This window comes from Nitrospira sp. Nam80, assembly GCF_965152575.1.
Genome location: NZ_OZ224216.1, coordinates 474,765 through 491,302 on the forward strand (window position 1 = coordinate 474,765; position 16,538 = coordinate 491,302).

General features: G+C 53.3%; 15 protein-coding genes. 10 read left to right on the forward strand and 5 right to left on the reverse strand.

Annotated elements, in window-relative coordinates; translation table 11 throughout:
- Positions 1-13: 13 nt before the first annotated feature.
- Positions 14-445 carry a hypothetical protein gene (locus ACWGXE_RS02255; RefSeq protein ID WP_447601000.1) on the forward strand — a complete coding sequence of 144 codons (432 nt, stop codon included), beginning with the start codon at positions 14-16 and terminating at the stop codon, positions 443-445.
- A gap of 134 nt (positions 446-579) precedes the next feature.
- On the opposite strand, the gene thrH is transcribed toward ACWGXE_RS02255, so the two are convergent.
- Together thrH and ACWGXE_RS02265 are read right to left on the reverse strand one after the other, a co-directional pair.
- Positions 580-1,200 (reverse strand): bifunctional phosphoserine phosphatase/homoserine phosphotransferase ThrH, encoded by a 621-nt coding sequence (thrH, locus tag ACWGXE_RS02260; protein WP_447601002.1) that lies wholly within the window; start codon positions 1,198-1,200, stop codon positions 580-582.
- Between the two features lie 38 nt (positions 1,201-1,238).
- Positions 1,239-2,093, reverse strand: a complete 855-nt coding sequence (locus ACWGXE_RS02265) for a YkgJ family cysteine cluster protein (RefSeq protein ID WP_447601003.1) — start codon at positions 2,091-2,093, stop codon at positions 1,239-1,241.
- 204 nt (positions 2,094-2,297) lie between these two features.
- Here ACWGXE_RS02265 and ACWGXE_RS02270 point away from each other — a divergent pair, with 204 nt between their 5' ends.
- Positions 2,298-2,624: a hypothetical protein gene (locus ACWGXE_RS02270; protein WP_447601004.1), complete on the forward strand. Its 327-nt coding sequence runs from the start codon at positions 2,298-2,300 to the stop codon at positions 2,622-2,624.
- Between the two features lie 43 nt (positions 2,625-2,667).
- Here ACWGXE_RS02270 and ACWGXE_RS02275 read toward each other — a convergent pair whose 3' ends face one another.
- Positions 2,668-3,480 (reverse strand): YdcF family protein, encoded by an 813-nt coding sequence (locus ACWGXE_RS02275; RefSeq protein WP_447601005.1) that lies wholly within the window; start codon positions 3,478-3,480, stop codon positions 2,668-2,670.
- 81 nt (positions 3,481-3,561) lie between these two features.
- On the opposite strand from ACWGXE_RS02275, the gene ACWGXE_RS02280 reads away from it, so the two are divergent.
- The gene (locus ACWGXE_RS02280; protein WP_447601006.1) at positions 3,562-4,056 is read left to right on the forward strand and encodes an EVE domain-containing protein; all 495 of its coding nucleotides are present in this window, start codon (positions 3,562-3,564) and stop codon (positions 4,054-4,056) included.
- A 1-nt stretch (position 4,057) separates the two neighbouring features.
- On the opposite strand, the gene ACWGXE_RS02285 is transcribed toward ACWGXE_RS02280, so the two are convergent.
- Positions 4,058-4,306 carry an ImmA/IrrE family metallo-endopeptidase gene (locus ACWGXE_RS02285; RefSeq protein WP_447601007.1) on the reverse strand — a complete coding sequence of 83 codons (249 nt, stop codon included), beginning with the start codon at positions 4,304-4,306 and terminating at the stop codon, positions 4,058-4,060.
- 279 nt (positions 4,307-4,585) lie between these two features.
- Here ACWGXE_RS02285 and ricT point away from each other — a divergent pair, with 279 nt between their 5' ends.
- The 5 genes from ricT to ACWGXE_RS02310 all read left to right on the forward strand — a co-directional run bounded on the left by ricT (position 4,586) and on the right by ACWGXE_RS02310 (position 9,901).
- A complete protein-coding gene (ricT, locus tag ACWGXE_RS02290) occupies positions 4,586-5,317 on the forward strand; it encodes a regulatory iron-sulfur-containing complex subunit RicT (protein WP_447601008.1) in 732 nt (243 codons plus the stop codon).
- A 135-nt stretch (positions 5,318-5,452) separates the two neighbouring features.
- Complete coding sequence (locus ACWGXE_RS02295; protein ID WP_447601009.1) at positions 5,453-6,541, forward strand: saccharopine dehydrogenase family protein; 1,089 nt, start codon at positions 5,453-5,455, stop codon at positions 6,539-6,541.
- 10 nt (positions 6,542-6,551) lie between these two features.
- On the forward strand, positions 6,552-8,111 hold the full coding sequence (gene amaB, locus ACWGXE_RS02300; protein WP_447601010.1) for an L-piperidine-6-carboxylate dehydrogenase: 1,560 nt from the start codon (positions 6,552-6,554) through the stop codon (positions 8,109-8,111).
- Entirely contained in the window at positions 8,095-8,694 is a 600-nt protein-coding gene (locus tag ACWGXE_RS02305) for a VOC family protein (protein ID WP_447601011.1), read from the forward strand. The genes amaB and ACWGXE_RS02305 overlap by 17 nt, the downstream gene beginning before the upstream one ends.
- Positions 8,695-8,827: 133 nt before the next feature.
- Complete coding sequence (locus tag ACWGXE_RS02310) at positions 8,828-9,901, forward strand: cytochrome-c peroxidase (RefSeq protein ID WP_447601012.1); 1,074 nt, start codon at positions 8,828-8,830, stop codon at positions 9,899-9,901.
- A gap of 29 nt (positions 9,902-9,930) precedes the next feature.
- On the opposite strand, the gene ACWGXE_RS02315 is transcribed toward ACWGXE_RS02310, so the two are convergent.
- On the reverse strand, positions 9,931-10,308 hold the full coding sequence (locus ACWGXE_RS02315; RefSeq protein WP_447601013.1) for a PilZ domain-containing protein: 378 nt from the start codon (positions 10,306-10,308) through the stop codon (positions 9,931-9,933).
- 2,092 nt (positions 10,309-12,400) lie between these two features.
- On the opposite strand from ACWGXE_RS02315, the gene ACWGXE_RS02320 reads away from it, so the two are divergent.
- Together ACWGXE_RS02320 and ACWGXE_RS02325 are read left to right on the forward strand one after the other, a co-directional pair.
- Entirely contained in the window at positions 12,401-14,524 is a 2,124-nt protein-coding gene (locus ACWGXE_RS02320; protein WP_447601014.1) for a type I secretion system permease/ATPase, read from the forward strand.
- Positions 14,521-15,924 carry an HlyD family type I secretion periplasmic adaptor subunit gene (locus ACWGXE_RS02325; RefSeq protein ID WP_447601015.1) on the forward strand — a complete coding sequence of 468 codons (1,404 nt, stop codon included), beginning with the start codon at positions 14,521-14,523 and terminating at the stop codon, positions 15,922-15,924. Before ACWGXE_RS02320 ends, ACWGXE_RS02325 begins: the two co-directional genes overlap by 4 nt.
- Positions 15,925-16,538: the final 614 nt, after the last annotated feature.

Consider the following 16,538-nt stretch of genomic DNA (forward strand, 5'->3'; position numbering starts at 1 on the left):
ACAAAGGAGATGTATGATGAAAAGACTCATATTTGTGGCAGTGGGAGTGGCGGTGCTGGTTTTGGCCGGCATGCCGATGGCTGCACAGGCCCAACTGGCCGATGCTATTCAATTGACGAATGATGCCATTGCTGAATTGAGCGATCCCCCGGGACTTGGGAAGCGCACCACCGTGGACCCGCTCAAGCGGTGGGGATCCGACGTTGGCGTCATCAAGAGTGCCACGGCAAAGTTGCAGGACGCATTAAGTAAGGCGCAGTCGGCGGGAGCCGGGAAACATTCTCTCCATCAACTGGAAATGGCGTCCGAATACGGCCGATCGGCTCAACATAAAGAGGCTCGGTTATCGGCGCAGGGAGCTTTGTTTCATCTTTGCCAGGCTAACAATGGGCAGGGGCCGGGGTGCGATACGGTTCCGAAATACGGGAGTTACGTCGCACCATAACCGGGCATTGAGGTTATTGTAGCCGGTCGTGTGTTTGATGCGGAGAGGCCCCGCCGAGACATATCGTCTCGGCGGGGCCTCTTTCTTGTTCGAGGGCAACCGGAAAAGCGGCGGGCGTGTCCTGATCGAACCCGTTAGAATTCCAGCGGGCCGGCTCGGCGAAGGTGCTCTTTTAATTCCGCATACGTGTATGTCACGGGAAACTGCGGAAACTGGCCGGCCACCTGCTCCGGCGGGCAAAAGAAAAATCCGGCGTGAGCTTCTCCGAGCATCGCTGTATCGTTATAGGCGTCTCCCGAAGCCAATATACGGAAATTGAGAGACTTGAGCGCCGCGACGGCATGTTTCTTCTGGTTGGGTTGTCGAAGGTGATAGTTGCGGATCCGGCCGTCTCGATCGATTTCAAGTTGATTGCAGAAGAGTGTAGGATTTTCCAGTTGTTGCATTAAGGGACGCGCGAACTCGTAAAAGGTATCGGAAAGGATAATGAGTTGACAGCGCTCTCGGATCCATCCCACAAAATCAGCGGCGCCGTTCAGTGGCCCCATGCCGGCGATGACGGCCTGAATGTCAGCCAGCTTCAATTTATGTTCATCCAGGATGGCCAGCCGTCGCTTCATCAGCGCGTCATAATCTGGGACTTCTCGGGTCGTGACTTTCAATTCTTCGATGCCCGTCTTGATTGCGACATTGATCCATATTTCCGGCACAAGCACCCCTTCAAGATCAAGACAGACTATGATCGGATGCTCCATTCAATCCTCTCTTTTCGGCATGTCTGAAGCCGCCGGTTTTAATCCTCTGCGGACCTGCGCGATTCGAATTCCTGGCTGAGATACCGCCAGAGTTTGTCGAGCGCTTTATCGAATAGGTCGGTTCCCGGCCAAGCGCGCTCTCGGTCCGCACGATGGCGTGTCGCCCAGTCAATCGCCACGGGAAGGGGTACAAGGCGGGGGGGCGTGCCGGTCAGTTCAGCCCACAAGAGGCCAAGGGCGGTGCTGATTCGCAATGCAAGGGGAATAGGCCGGATGCGCGTATCCGTCAAATCCTGGCAGAGTTCCGCCGGTGAGGTCACCAGCAGTTCCCGGCAGGCGGCCGGCCGGTCTTCATAAATGCCGCACTGTTCCTCCTCCAAGAACGGGCAAGGCATCCGTAGAGCGTAGTACTCTTGATTGAGCGGTTCAAGCGTTTCGTCGGTCGGCGACGTCACTGATTCCGAAACCGCCTGCAGCCGGTCCCATAGATCGCTGTTCTGTAGCCGGTCCTTGGCAACCTTAAGGCGCGCGTGGATATGAAGCCGCTGATCTTCGGGAAGTCGCTCAATCGAGGCCTCTAAGGCAAAGGCTTCCGGGACCGACAATGGCACGAGCATGCGACAACAAGCGGCACAGCCCTTCCGGCATGAAACCGATTCTCCCTTTTCCCTCGCGCGATCTTCTTCCAATTGCTGCGCTTGCGAGCCGAGTGATCGTAGCAATGGTACAATCGCTGTGACAGGAACGAACTGCGTCGGGACGGAGACTTCGGTCGTAATTTGCCCCGCCGGGGTCAGAAGCGAGACATGGAAGCGTTCGGCAGCAGAGGTGTTGGTCATGACGATGGGAAGCAGGTCACTGGTCGATAGTCCTGCTTCAAATGCGGACATCATAGTGAACCGCCGAGCGAGCGGTCAACTGGGTTGTGGCTGTGGCGCTTCCAGTAAACAGAAAGAGCGTGTGATCTGTCACTGAATCAATCAACAGATCAACGTTCGATCTGAAATCGGCGCCGCTTGCGCGGTGGAGAATGATGATCGATAATGCGCCATTCTATGCGATTTTCTGGACACATCATTGGCCTGTTGAAGGAGTATATGGGTGATTTAGTCGAGCAGGCCCATCAGGAAACCGTGGAAAAGGCGACCTTTGGCTTCTCGACCAGCGCCTATCATCCGGATCAGGCCATTTCCGATCTCCTCGCGATTCTAGATGATCGTATTGAATCGGAAGGCGTCCAGATGGGTTTGCCACAGGATTTTCTGCACGCCATGTGGACGGTATGTGACCAAGCCCGTGATTTTATAGAAGAAGAGGTTTGGCTCCAGCAAAACATTGACCCGTCCGCTTCCAAGGCACTGACGAGAGAACGAACCTATCGAGCGCTCCTTGGGTTCATTGAGAGAGACGGTTCCATGGAATAGCGATTTGAAAGGCGGCGAGACGACCGGAAATGAGACGTGTCTTTTACAGCGCGCCGGTCATCCAATACACCACGATCCCCGCCAGCTCGTCGACGGCATGGGTCGCGGTTTCCAACGCATGGTAGGAAGGTAAGAGGTCGGTGACATTGATTTGATCCAACCCCTCTCCCGGGCGATCCCTTGTCTCATACCCGCACGGGGCTGGTGTCACATGGAATCCCTGCTTGGCGAATATTGGGACAGCTCGCGGAAGGTGGTACGCCGATGTGACTAAGAGGATCGATCCATGGTTCACGAGCCGCCTGACATTGACGGCGTTCTCATATGTATTGCGTGACTGTTCTTCCGTGATAATGGCCGTGTCCATGACGCCGAGCCGGTTTGCAAACCGTTTCATTTCGCTGGCTTCCGATGGACCTCGCCCAAACACGGACGCATCACCTCCGACCAGAATCAATTTTGGAGCGACGCTCTGGTGGAATAAATCGGCTCCACAAGCGGTTCGATGACGGGACTGCTCGGATAGTTCGTGTTCCGGTCTCAATGTTCCTTGCGGGTAGATTCCTCCAGCCAATACGACGATAGCATCAAATTTTGTCGCGGCCGATGGCTGAAAAGGTGGATACCACGCTTCCAGTACAGCCAGGAGGGTCCTGCCTGGAATTGGTGTTGCCAGAAGGAACGTCAAGATCGTTGAGAAAAGAAGCAGCAACCGGATGAATCGGAACCGCTGCGGAGAGTAAGGAAGGAGCGCAATGCCGGTGGCCAATACCAGGGGGGCGACGATCCATGAAACCGGATACAGGAAATATTTTAGCATTTTGTATCCGGCGAACAGGATGGGGGGAAATTCCATATTCCACTCCGTCTATGCTAAGGGCTTGTCAGCCAGAATACACTGCTCTGAAGCGGGCACCAAGCAGTCAGGAGGATTTCGATGAGCGCAGAAAAGCATTACTGGCTGATGAAATCGGAGCCAGAAGCCTTCTCAATCGATGATCTACTCCGTTCCCCTAAGAAGACGACCTGTTGGGAGGGGGTGCGGAACTATCAGGCGCGTAATTTTATGCGCAGTATGAAAATCGGCGATGAGATCCTATTTTACCATAGCAATGCCGATCCTCCCGCGGTGGTGGGCACGGCCGAGGTTGTCCGTACTGCCTATCCGGATCCGACGCAATTCGACCCGAAGGACAGCCATTATGATCCGGACAGTGATCCCAGGCAGCCGAGATGGGACATGGTGGACATTCGCTTTGTGCGCCGCTTTATGAAAGCAATGTCTCTGCAGCGACTTCGAAGAGAACGAACATTAAAGCATATGGAGTTATTGAGGAAAGGGTCGCGTTTGTCGGTGCAGCCGGTCCGACCCGCGGAGTGGGACGCCGTCATGGCATTGGCGGAAGAGCTGAAGGCCGCCTCTAAGAAATAGGTCACGTTCGAGCCTTTCCATTGTCCAGGTGCCGGTGTTGCCAATCCAGCCAAGCATGACCGAGTTCGTGAGCCAGGATATACCGGCGTCGTGTGACTGGAAGGCGCTTTCTAATGTAAATCGTTTTGGTGTCGTTATCCCAAATACCATCGGCATTGGGATCCCGGCGGTCCATATCCGAATCCGTGACCTGCCGAACAGTAATGTGGTATCCGAAGGGAAAAACAACTCTATGGGGAATCCGCAACATGCTCGCCACCTGTTGAATAAAAATAATGAAGAAGAACAGCTTTTAGCCTAACATAACTTCCAGACCCATCTCCTTATGATAAGCTGCTTAAAAATCAACATGATAGGGTTGAGTGAGGCGTATGCGCTTGATGAAGGATGCCCACTGACTATACGAGTCTTCTCCATAATGGACCGAGCAAGTGTCCCACCCGTTCTGTAGCCCTCAATCGGCCAGCGCCGGCATGGCAGGCGACAATCTCTGTTTCCCCCAGAGGAGTGATTCCTGTATCATGGCCGCGTGCTGAGCTCTGCCATAGCCGATGAATTGAACCAGCCGTACCCTGCCAATATCCGGCTCGCCGGGGTAAAGGTTCGTGACCGCGGCGAACTTAAAAAGTTCGCGGTGGGCGACGCGGTCCTCCGACTTGGCGATCGGGTTATTCTCGAAGCAGGAGGCGAACTGACCTACGGGGTCGTCTATGTCGAACCGTACGTTATGCGGTTTATCCCGCCGATGCGTGTGCTGAGCACGGTGGTGCGGCGGGCCACGCAAGAGGATCTGACTGCAATCGAAGGTTACGAAAAGCTGGCGATCGAGTGCATGGCGACCTGTCGAGAGCAGGCCGCTATGCTGGGTCTTCGCATGAAATTGGTAGAGGTCTATTGCTCACTCACCCGTCGTCAGATGACCGTCGTTTACACGGCAGAGGAGCGGATCGATTTTAGGAGCCTCGTGCGGGGCCTCGCCCGGCGTTTCGGCGGACGGATCGAAATGCGTCAAATTGGCGTGAGGGATGAAGCCAGCAGGTTAGGCGGGGTTGATACCTGTGGCTTGACGCTTTGCTGCGCAAGTTTTCTGATCGACATCAAACCAGTCGGTGTGAAGCAGGCGCGTCGTCTGGGTCTGCCCGTAGACGATCCCAAACTGCTCGGCGTGTGCGGTCGTTTGAAGTGCTGCCTGTTATTTGAAGCCATGGACGCCGCTGGTCCTAGCGATCTGCCCTTGATTACTCCTTCGCGGTCGTCCTAGCCTCAGAAGTTCGCTCGACGGGCCGGGATGCTCTGCTTCGGCATGATTCATTGTCGCAGCACTCTCCTCTCGCGGCCTGTTGGTTTAAATCATGAAATAGTCCTTTGCTTCCCAGACGAGAGTATAATGCCTTGTATGCATTCCGTCCTGATCCTGGGATCCGGAAAGATCGGATCATTGATCGCATGCCTGTTAGGTGACAGTGGCGAGTATGATGTTCATCTTGCGGATGTCTCCTTGGATGCCCCCAAGCGACTGGTTGAGGAACTCCATCTTACAACGGTCACGCCTTGCGCACTCGATGTGCGCCATCCCGAGCTGGTTGCCGAATATTTGCGCGGCCATCGTTTCGATGGCGTGATCTCCAGTCTCCCCTACTTCTGCAACCCTGCAGTCGCGGAATTGGCGCGATGCCATGAGTTGCATTATTTCGACCTGACAGAGGACGTCGAAGTCACGCGGCAAGTAAATGAACTCAGTGCGGGAGCCGCACACGCCTTTATCCCGCAGTGCGGATTGGCTCCCGGTTATATCAGTATCGCGGCCCATCATCTGATGACCCTGTTTGACAGCGTCGATACCGTCAAGATGCGGGTCGGCGCCCTCCCCGTGCACCCAAGCAATGCCTTGAAGTATTCGCTGACCTGGTCGACGGACGGATTGATCAATGAGTATGGCAATATGTGTTATGGCATTGAACGAGGCCAGCGAGTCCGGCTTCTTCCCCTGGAAGGCTATGAGACGATTGAAATGGACGGCTTGCTGTACGAGGCGTTTAATACATCGGGCGGGCTCGGGACCCTGGCCGATACCTACGAGGGGGCGGTGCGTACGATGAATTATAAGACGCTTCGCTATCCGGGGCATTGCGAAAAGATGCATCTCCTCATGAACGATCTGAAGCTTAACGATGATCGTGACACCTTAAAGAGAATCCTGGAACGAGCGATCCCGCAAACTCTTCAAGACGTCGTATTGATCTATGCAGCGGTGACAGGCGTACGACACGGCGAGCTTTTTGAGGAGACATATGTGAAGAAAGTCTATCCGCAAACGATCCGAGGCCGGTTGTGGTCGGCAATTCAAGTGACGACGGCGTCTGCCCTTTGCAGCGTGGTCGACCTCGTGTGCACGAATCCGTCGCAATACGCCGGATTCGTGACTCAGGAAACGTTTTCTTTGCCGGATATCCTCGCCAATCGGTTTGGGACTTGCTATCGGTAAGAGGGATTGAATGGATATCGCCAAGGTGCTGCACGCGCTGGGTATTAAGGGATTGAATGCAGGCGGCTGTTCCTCGTCGACGTCTTGGAGTCCTGTAGACAGCGCTGAACGGATTCAATCGTACAATCCGGCGACAGGGAACCTGCTTGCCGAAGTCGCCGGGTGCACGGCGGCAGACTTGGCAAGCCTGCTTGAAGAGTCCCATCGGGCTTTCCAAAAATGGCGGCATGTTCCGGCTCCGAAACGGGGGGAGATCGTCCGGCTGATCGGCCAGGCATTGCGCGAAAAGAAAGATTTACTGGGAACGCTCGTCTCATTAGAAGTCGGCAAGATCAAAGTCGAAGGCGACGGTGAAGTTCAAGAAATGATCGATATGGCCGACTTCGCCGTCGGCCAATCTCGGATGATGTATGGGTACACGATGCATTCCGAGCGGCCTCAACACAGAATGTACGAACAATGGCATCCCCTCGGCGTTGTCGGCGTCATAACCGCGTTCAATTTTCCGGTCGCGGTTTGGGCTTGGAATGCCTTTCTCGCTGCGGTCGCCGGCGATACCGTGCTTTGGAAGCCGTCTCCGAAGGCGCCGCTCTGCGCCATTGCCGTCCAACACATTTGCAATCAAGTCATGGAGGCGCACGGATGTCCCGGAGTGTTCTGCCTTTTCATTACGGATCGTACGCCTCTAGTTGAATCCATGGTGCGGGACGAGAGGCTTCCGCTTATTTCCTTTACCGGTTCGGTGCGCGTGGGGCGGAAGGTTGCGCAAACAGTGGCCCATCGTTTGGGACGCAGCCTGCTGGAATTGAGCGGTAATAATGCTGTGATCATCGATGAGACGGCGGAGTTGCATCTGGCGTTGCCCGCGGTCATGTTCGGAGCGGTCGGGACGGCCGGACAGCGCTGCACGACGACGCGCCGACTCATTGTGCACGAATCGCGCTATGATCAGGTCGTGTCGCAATTAATTTCGGCCTATCAGCAGGTCGAGATCGGCGATCCACTGCGGCCTGACGTGCTTATGGGCCCCTTGATTGATCGGGCAGCCGTCGAGGGCTATAAAGAAGCGTTGGCTGCCATACAACGTGAAGGCGGCGAAATCTTATACGGCGGGCATGTCCTAGACCGGCCAGGTTGTTTTGTTGAACCGACTCTCGTCAGGGTGAGGAACCAAAGTTCGATCGTTCAGCGCGAAACCTTCGCTCCCATTCTATATGCCATGACATATAGGACTCTTGAAGAAGCCCTGGCACTTCACAATAGCGTTGAACAAGGTTTATCCTCCTCCATGTTCACAATGAATATACGGCACAGTGAACGATTTCTGTCAGTCGACGGGAGCGACTGCGGTATTGCGAATATCAATATCGGTACGTCGGGAGCGGAGATCGGCGGAGCCTTCGGTGGTGAAAAGACCACCGGTGGAGGGCGGGAAGCCGGGTCTGATTCATGGAAGGCCTATATGCGCCGACAGACGACGACCGTTAATTGGGGCACTGAATTGCCTCTGGCTCAGGGCATCAAATTCGGCCATGAATTCGAAAGGAGGCGGTATGATACGGGGGAGTGAATTGGACGCTCTCATTACCAGGATGACCCGTGATTATCTCGTGGGAAACCGCGCCGCCCGTACAGTCAGCGATTTGCTTGATGAGATTGGGATAGGATTCAGTCCTGTAGTTGATCACTTGACGATTCGCACCGCCGATATAGACGCCCGGGTGCAGGAATTTCTAATATTGGGGTATGCCCATTCCGAGACGCTGAATTTCGATGACTGGTATGCGAAAGTCTATCGCTGTGCCGGATACCCGGCATTATTTGTGGACCAAGCTTATTCTGACGAGCGCGGTAAGACCAGCATCATCCCGGGATGGGTTAGGCAGTTCGGCGATGGCGCGTTTCACCATCTTGCCATCCGGGTTCACAATATCGAACAGGCTATTGCCAAGTTAAAAGGCAGAGGCGTTGTCTTTGCCGGAGAGATTGTGGGCACACGGGGAGGCAAATTACGGCAAATCTTTACTGCTCCTGAAATAGTGAACGGCCAGCCCTTCTCGGTGCTTGAACTGGCTGAACGACATGAAGGTTATCAAGGGTTTTCCCCTCCTCAAGCTGATAGTCTCATGAAAGCGACCGTTCAGCCTTCCTAGAGTCAGCGTCCTGCTTTCCCATGATAGAGTTTGGCACCCCGCCATAGGTCGGACAGCAGTAAGTAGCCCTACCGTGATGATTGGCACTGTGATATCCTTTTGCCTGCCGGTCACCAGCGAAAGGAGTCTTCTCATGATGCGATGGGCTGTTATTATTGCTGCTGCTCTGTACGGCGCCGTTGGAAGTACGAAAATATCTAATGTGGAAGCGGAGGCGCAAACGTTGATGTCGGACGAGGTAGCAGTCGGAACCGTAATGATCGATGGGCGAACCGTTCCGGATATCAGCCCGCTGCCTGCATATGTTCCGACTCCACCTACGAATCTTAACTATGAGCAGAAAGTTGCACTCGGGAAACAGTTATATTTTGACGGGAGACTTTCCAAAAATGGGGCGATTTCCTGTGCCTTTTGTCATAATCCTGGTACCGGATTCGCCGACGCGCGGCAGTTTTCCATCGGCGCCTTCGGAACGGCCGGTGGGCGACAATCTCCGACCGTATATAATACCGGGTTCAATACCTTTCAATTTTGGGATGGTCGAGCCGGCTCCCTCGAAGAACAAGCTATCGGCCCGATACACAATCCTGTGGAGATGGCGGAAGCACATCACACCGTCGTGCCAAAAATTTCGAAGGTTCCCGGATATCAGAAGCAATTTCAACTCATTTTTGGAGGAGGCGCCAGTCTTCAGCATATCGCGGAGGCGATTGCGGCTTTTGAGCGTACGATCGTGTCCCAAAACTCCTCGTTCGATAAATACGTGATGGGGCAAAAGGATGCAATGACTGAGAGCGCTGTTCGGGGAATGGATCTATTCAGGGGCAAGGCCCGGTGCATTCTTTGCCATAACGGGCCGAATTTCACGGATAACGGCTTCCACAATCTTGGGGTTCCTCAAGAGGGTCTGTTGAAGGAAGATTTGGGGCGATTCGACGTGACGCGTTTGGAGCGGGATAAGGGCGCCTTTAAGACTCCGACACTGCGCAGCATCACCGAAACTGCGCCGTATATGCATGACGGCGTTTTTAAAACTCTTGAGGAGGTCATCGATTTTCTCGATAAGGGTGGAGGACCCAATGCTCATCTCAGTCAACTTGTTCGGCCGTTAAATCTTAGCGCCGAAGAAAAGCATGATCTCATCGAATTTCTAAAGGCGCTCACCGGAGAGCCAATTAAGATCGTTCTTCCCAAACTTCCTAAATAGCGTGATGCGGAAAACATGGCATCTGAATATCAACAGATGCGTGTGAGCGATGGGCCAGTGCTGGAGAGATCACGGCTTTCGGTGAGGATACGGTAGTTGCGTAAATAACGGTCGAGGCGCGAGCGGTCTTGGTCGGAGATGCGAAGGAATTCTAGGCCAAAGTAGGATTCGCAGACCCACCGCACTGCGGCAAGTTCTATGTGAAGTGAGGAATGTGAATCAGACAAGAAGATTCGCAATCTCATATGGCAGCCATTGAGAACGCTGCGCGCTGCCTCGACCGTGCAACCATACGGAGATAAATTCAATATCAGCCCTTCACCTATGGCAGGCATTCCGGAATACATGATCGGACATATGAGGCGAAGGCGATCGCTGGAACGATGGAAATGCAAAGTGGCTCTCATGCGATTTTCCTCTTCGATTGTTGTTGATTGTTCGCTAACAGGTATCGCACGCAAACTTGGTGATATTCTTTCTTTGAGTTACCGGTGTCGTTTCATAGCTCGCCTAGGATCGACATAATGCGTTTTTTATATTCGTTTTAACTGCCGGCAATGATAGCTGCACGCTTAGCGTATCCTTGAGGTGCTGCATGATGGGGTATGGCACAATATTGCTTGTCTTGCTTTTAAGCAATGTTTTCTGGGTATACAAAGTTGATGCTCAAACGAATTCGGCTCCTTCCAATGCCGGGTCCCAGAATTTAGCACCACAAAACACGCAGGGAGGGGCACAGATTCAATCTCCAGGATTCTCTGTTCCCGCGAATGTTACGACCACCCAGACCACCGTCGGTCTTAATTCCGGGATCGGTAGTCCCTCAGCCTCCCCTCCCAGGTCCACTTTCGTTTCGGCCGGCAGGGGCCTCCCAGGCATGACCGGCGGACCACCTTTAGGCGCTACCGGCGGTGCGTTCGACCGGTCCGGTGATTATATGACCCCTACCGTTATTGGTCCGTTGTTTTGTGACCCCGCGGTAAATATTTCCTGTTAGTTTCACCGGTTTCCGCCACACATAAACTGAAGCTACTGGTAGGCTACTTCTTACTTATCAGGCCGCCGGTACTTTTATTGGTTTGAAAGCCATACCCTCCTCAGTGTTAGTACTTTGGAATCTTCCCAATCTGCATCTCAGACGATAGGCTTGAGATGGATGGCGGAAACAATTAGGAGGTCGCTATGGCATGCGCACGTTGTCAAGGGCTTATGGTTACAGATAGCTTCATTGATTTGCATGAAACGGGACATCTTTGGATGAAGGCATGGCGCTGTATGAACTGCGGGTATGTTGTCGATGCGGTAGCAGCCCAAAATCGTCTACTGCAGGCGGCGGGTCGCATAGGCTCCATTAAGGCACCTTCTCATCAGCAACCAATTACCACTTCGACAAGTATCCCGAGTCAGCAGGCGGCATAATACCGTCCCGAGTTTGTGCACCCCTATGGTGACTTTAGATACATCGGAAAGGATTCGGAATGGAACGGTTTCATGATTGGTAGGGCGTACATAGAGAATAGCTCTTTAGCCGGGAGGTTACAGACAACTTCATACCGGTGAGGACTTATTAAGTCTAGGAGATCCATTCTAATCATGGAAGGCAGTGACGCAGGATTGTTCAATTGCACCCCAGCCGCTGATGAGTGTACGTAGACGGCCTGAATCTATTGAATGAATGACGCCGGTCTGGAGACCAAATTCCTGACCTCGAGACCATCGAGCCACAGCTCTCTTTAACAATAACGGTCTCGTTCGATTGGGGAAGTATCATGAATAAGGACAGTACTGTCACGATTGTTACGGTGCATGTGCCGTCGGTGCGCCAGCCGTTCAGGGAAATATTCCAGATCATGCCGGCTCCTGCATCGAATTGGTTCGAGAAATATAACGGACATTTCACGAGGAAGCGCCGATATCTTCGAGGCTTAAATCCCGTCGGCCTGGCGTCAGGAGATTCTCTCAGGTTGTGTGGTAGTGCGGCTCGTGGTTTCGCTACTAAGCGGTTGCATAAATACGCGCTCTAACCAGCGCTCACACCACAGTTCAATTCGGATGTTTGTCATGATTGTGATGCCGGCCAAGGCGAACAACCCAAACAGGAGTGTGAATTCAATATAGTCAAACATGACAGCCTCCGTATGGACCTCAGTGTACGGACGCAGTGCTCATCAAAAACATTCCCCATAGGTTTATCAAGATATCCTCGGTTGGTGGGGGAAGGAAATAATCATGAATCACATATACAGTTTCGTTAGCAGACAATAAGCATCGGGCTACGTGCTTATATCAAGGGGCAATAAACTTCATTCTTTTGTGTGATAGCTGAGAGGGAGTGCGCCTCTGTATGTTCGCCGCTCGTATTTCGACATTATCGAATCGATCTGCATATCGTTCTTCAATAATCTCATCCGCCTGGAATTGCGCAAAATGATGGCAGGCTCGAAGGTAAACGCTTAGATAAAGCCTCAGCCAAAACGGAAAGCTGCGAGCACGAGACGTATGCGTCACGATTCCGGATTGCTTTGTCTTCTCATAATGGCTCGCTTCCATGGAGTTCCGGCCGATGGAACCCAGTTGCAGCATCAGTTTGGTGAGGCAGACAATCCTCTCTCTGATCTCGCCCTTCTTCAAGCAGCTAAGCACCTTGGCTTCAAAGCAGCTCGCATGCACGTGAGTTGGAAAGAGTTGATGACTCTTCCTCTTCCCGCCATGGCCAAGCAAACCGATGGGCGGCATGTGGTCATGGCCAAGGTTGAAAATGATAAGATTCTCGTACAGGACCCGCTTGCTGACCGGCCTCTAATATTATCCAAACGTCAGATGGAGTCGGTTTGGGCCGGAGACGTTATTCTTGTTACCAAGCGGACGGGGCTTGGCGCTCTAGAACTTCCGTTCGGCCTCACCTGGTTCATTCCCGCAGTCGTCAAGTATCGTCGCTTGCTCGGTGAAGTTTTGCTAGCTTCATTTGTTCTGCAGGTATTTGCTCTCTTGACTCCACTGTTTACACAGGTCGTCATCGACAAAGTTCTGGTACATAAAGGGTTCACCACACTTCATGTGTTGGCGAGCGGCATGATCTCTTTGGCGCTGTTTGATGCCGTACTCGGAGGACTTCGCACGTATCTCTTCGCCCATACGACAAACCGCATTGATGTGGGACTGGGTGCCGAGCTTTTCCGGCATCTGCTCGCCTTGCCGTTGGCCTACTTTGAGAAACACCGAGTGGGCGATACTGTCGCCCGGGTCCGTGAACTCGAACACATTCGACAATTCCTCACCAGCAACTCCGTCACCGTTCTGCTCGACGTCCTGTTTACAATAGTGTTTATTGTGGTCATGTGGTTCTATAGCCCGACATTGACCATCATCGTCCTCGTATCTCTTCCCTTCTACGCTGGACTCTCCATCCTTCTCACACCGATTATTCGATCGCGGTTCAACGAGAAGTTTATCCGTGGAGCAGAAAATCAATCGTTCCTGGTTGAAGCTATGAACGGTATTCAGACAGTGAAAGCTATGGCGGTGGAGCCGTCCCTACAACGCCGATGGGATGCTCAATTGGCGGGCTATGTCCACGCCAGCTTCCGCTCCAGCAGTCTGATCGCAATCGCCGGTCAAGTCGGCGGCTTCATTCAAAAAAGCACGATCATTGCCATTCTTTGGTCCGGCGCCTATCTGGTGATCGGAGGTGAACTCACCATCGGACAATTGATCGCGTTCAATATGCTTTCTGGTCAGGTTACTGGTCCACTGCTGAGATTGGTGAACCTCTGGCAAGAATTCCAACAAGTCAGCATTTCGATCCAACGTCTTGGCGACATCCTGAATACACGCGCGGAGCAGTCGTACCATCCAAATCGCACCACCCTGCCGCAAATCTCCGGTCGAATAATTTTTGACGACGTGACTTTTCGATACCGTCCCGACGGTCCTGCAGTCTTGCAACGGATCTCCATTACCATGCAGCCGGAGCAGGTTCTCGGCATTGTCGGCCGCTCCGGGTCAGGCAAGAGTACTATCGCCAAACTCATGCAGCGGTTATATGTTCCGGAACGAGGACGAATCCTGATTGATGGTGTAGATCTGGCACAGGTGGATCCCGCGTGGTTGCGGCGGCAAGTGGGCGTTGTGCTTCAAGAAAACTTTCTCTTTAACCGCTCCGTTCGAGACAATATCGCACTGAGCGACCCAGGAATTCCCATGGAGCGCATCATGCAGGCCGCCATGCTAGCCGGTGCTCATGATCTTATTCTGGAACTACCGGAGGGCTACGACACGGTGGTCGGTGAACATGGCCAGGCTCTTTCGGGCGGCCAAAGGCAACGAATCGCGATTGCGCGGGCCTTGGTGGCCGACCCACGCATCCTCATCTTTGACGAAGCCACGAGCGCATTAGATTATGAATCCGAAGCTATAATTCAGGAGAACATGGCCCAGATTGCCAAAGGGCGAACGGTCGTCATCATTGCCCACCGATTAAGTACGCTTCGGTCGGCGAACCGCATATATGTGCTCGAGAAGGGACAGGTTTGTGAGGATGGGACACATGACGAACTGCTCAAGCGCAATGGCCTCTATGCCAGATTGCATAGGTATCAGGTGGGGAGGTCCGTCGCAGCATGATGAGATTCTTTGCGATGATCTTCCGACATATCGCGCTCTGGAGGACAGCTTGGCAACTCCAATCTGCTCAGTCCATCAGAAACACAACGAGAGGAAAGGCGGTAGAGTTCCTGCCGGCCGTTCTTCAAATTCAGGATTCGCCTCCTTCTCCAATCGGGCGCGCGATCCTTTGGACGATCATAGTGGCGTTCACGTCGGGCATTCTGTGGGCTTCACTGAGTCGTATTGATATCGTCGCGGTGGCGCCGGGAAAGATCATCCCCAGTGGTCATACCAAAACGGTCCAGCCTTTGGAATCCGGTGTGATTACCGCCATCCATGTGCAAGACGGCCAGGTTGTGAGACAGGGTGAAATCCTCATTGAGCTGGACCCAACACAAAATCGCGCCGACCGGGATCGGGCAGTCAATGAGTATAGAGCCGCGATCATCGAAGCAGCGCGCTTGCGCGCCGTGATTTCGGGGCAATCTTCATTCAGCGCGCCTCTCGACGCCGATCCACAGTTTGTCGCCTTGCAGCAACAGATATTGCGTGACCAACTATCCGAGTTTTCTGCGCGAGTGGATGCAGCGCGCCATCTCATTGAGCAGCGTGGGGCTGCAATCGAGGCGACCAAGGAGAATATTCGGCGGCTTGAAGCAACAGTGCCCATGGAAGCCGAACGGGCGACCGCCTATAAGAAACTCCTCGTTCAGCAGTTTGTGTCAAAGATGGACTTCCTTCAATTCGAGCAGCAACGGATCGATAAGGCACAGGAACTGGCCGGGCAGCGGAAGAAATTGCGGCAGGATCAGGCAGCCTGGTTCGAAGCGGAAAAGAGCCATCGGGCGCTCATTTCCGAGTTTCAACGGAGTAAACAGGCGGAACTGGCGGACACAGAAACAAAAGCCGCCTCATTATCGCAGGACGTGCGCAAAGCGGGACAGAAAACAGAGCTACAGAAGCTTACCGCGCCTGTACAGGGAATCGTGCAGCAACTTGCCGTTCATACCGTCGGTGGCGTGGTGACGCCAGCGCAACCACTCATGATTATTGTGCCCCTGGATCATCCGGTAGAAGTTGAGGCAAGAGTCGAGAATAAGGATATCGGATTTGTGAAAGAAGGCCAATCCGTTGAGGTCAAGATTCAGACCTTTCCATTTACTCTGTACGGCACTATCCCTGGAAAGGTGCTAAGCGTCTCCGATGATGCGGTACCGTTGGATAAAGATAAAGGCGATCTGGTGTATGTCGGCCGCGTGAACTTGGAACGATCTACTATTCAGATCGAAGATAAGACCATCCAACTTGCTCCCGGAATGGCGGTAACGGTGGAGATTATAACAGGCCGGCGCCGGGTGATTGAGTACCTCCTTAGCCCGTTATTGAAGTCTCTACAGGAGAGTATGCGTGAACGGTGACGTTGGCTCATGAATGACAAGGCCAAGTTCTATTCCTCCTCCTTTCGCGGCACCGGACACTCGGTTCTTCCTTCTACATCAAGTAATACCAAGCAATTTCATCTGTAGTTCTGCACGAGTCGTGATGGCTCGCATTTTTCGTGAAGTAAACGCGGCGAAGGCCCTTCGATCCGCCCACTACGTGTTTGCCATGCGGAGGAATAGTGGTAGCGTATGAACATATCTCTGACGATTCAGTAGGCGCCAAGAGGTCATTGGGAAGCGGATAAAAACCAAGACGATCGTGGCCAGAATAACGGAAATGTTAGGTGAGCAGTTCGGCATCACACAAAACACCGGGAATTGGGTAGTGAGGCGTCCATTCTCTCTCTCTTTGACAAGGTAGAGCCTCGTCAAGCCGAGCTACCCGAGACTGCGAGGCCATCTATATTAGAGTAAAAGTCGAGACGACCAGGTATGCCCTTGCCGATGGGCGTCGCCATATTCTGCTCCAGCAATGTGGCGCGATGGAGCACTCATTGAGTGGGAGAAGTCCCCGCTACAGTGGGCGGAACACGATTCTTTTGGACCTTGTGTATTATGGATATGGCGTGGGTCAATATCTGTGCAGTTTA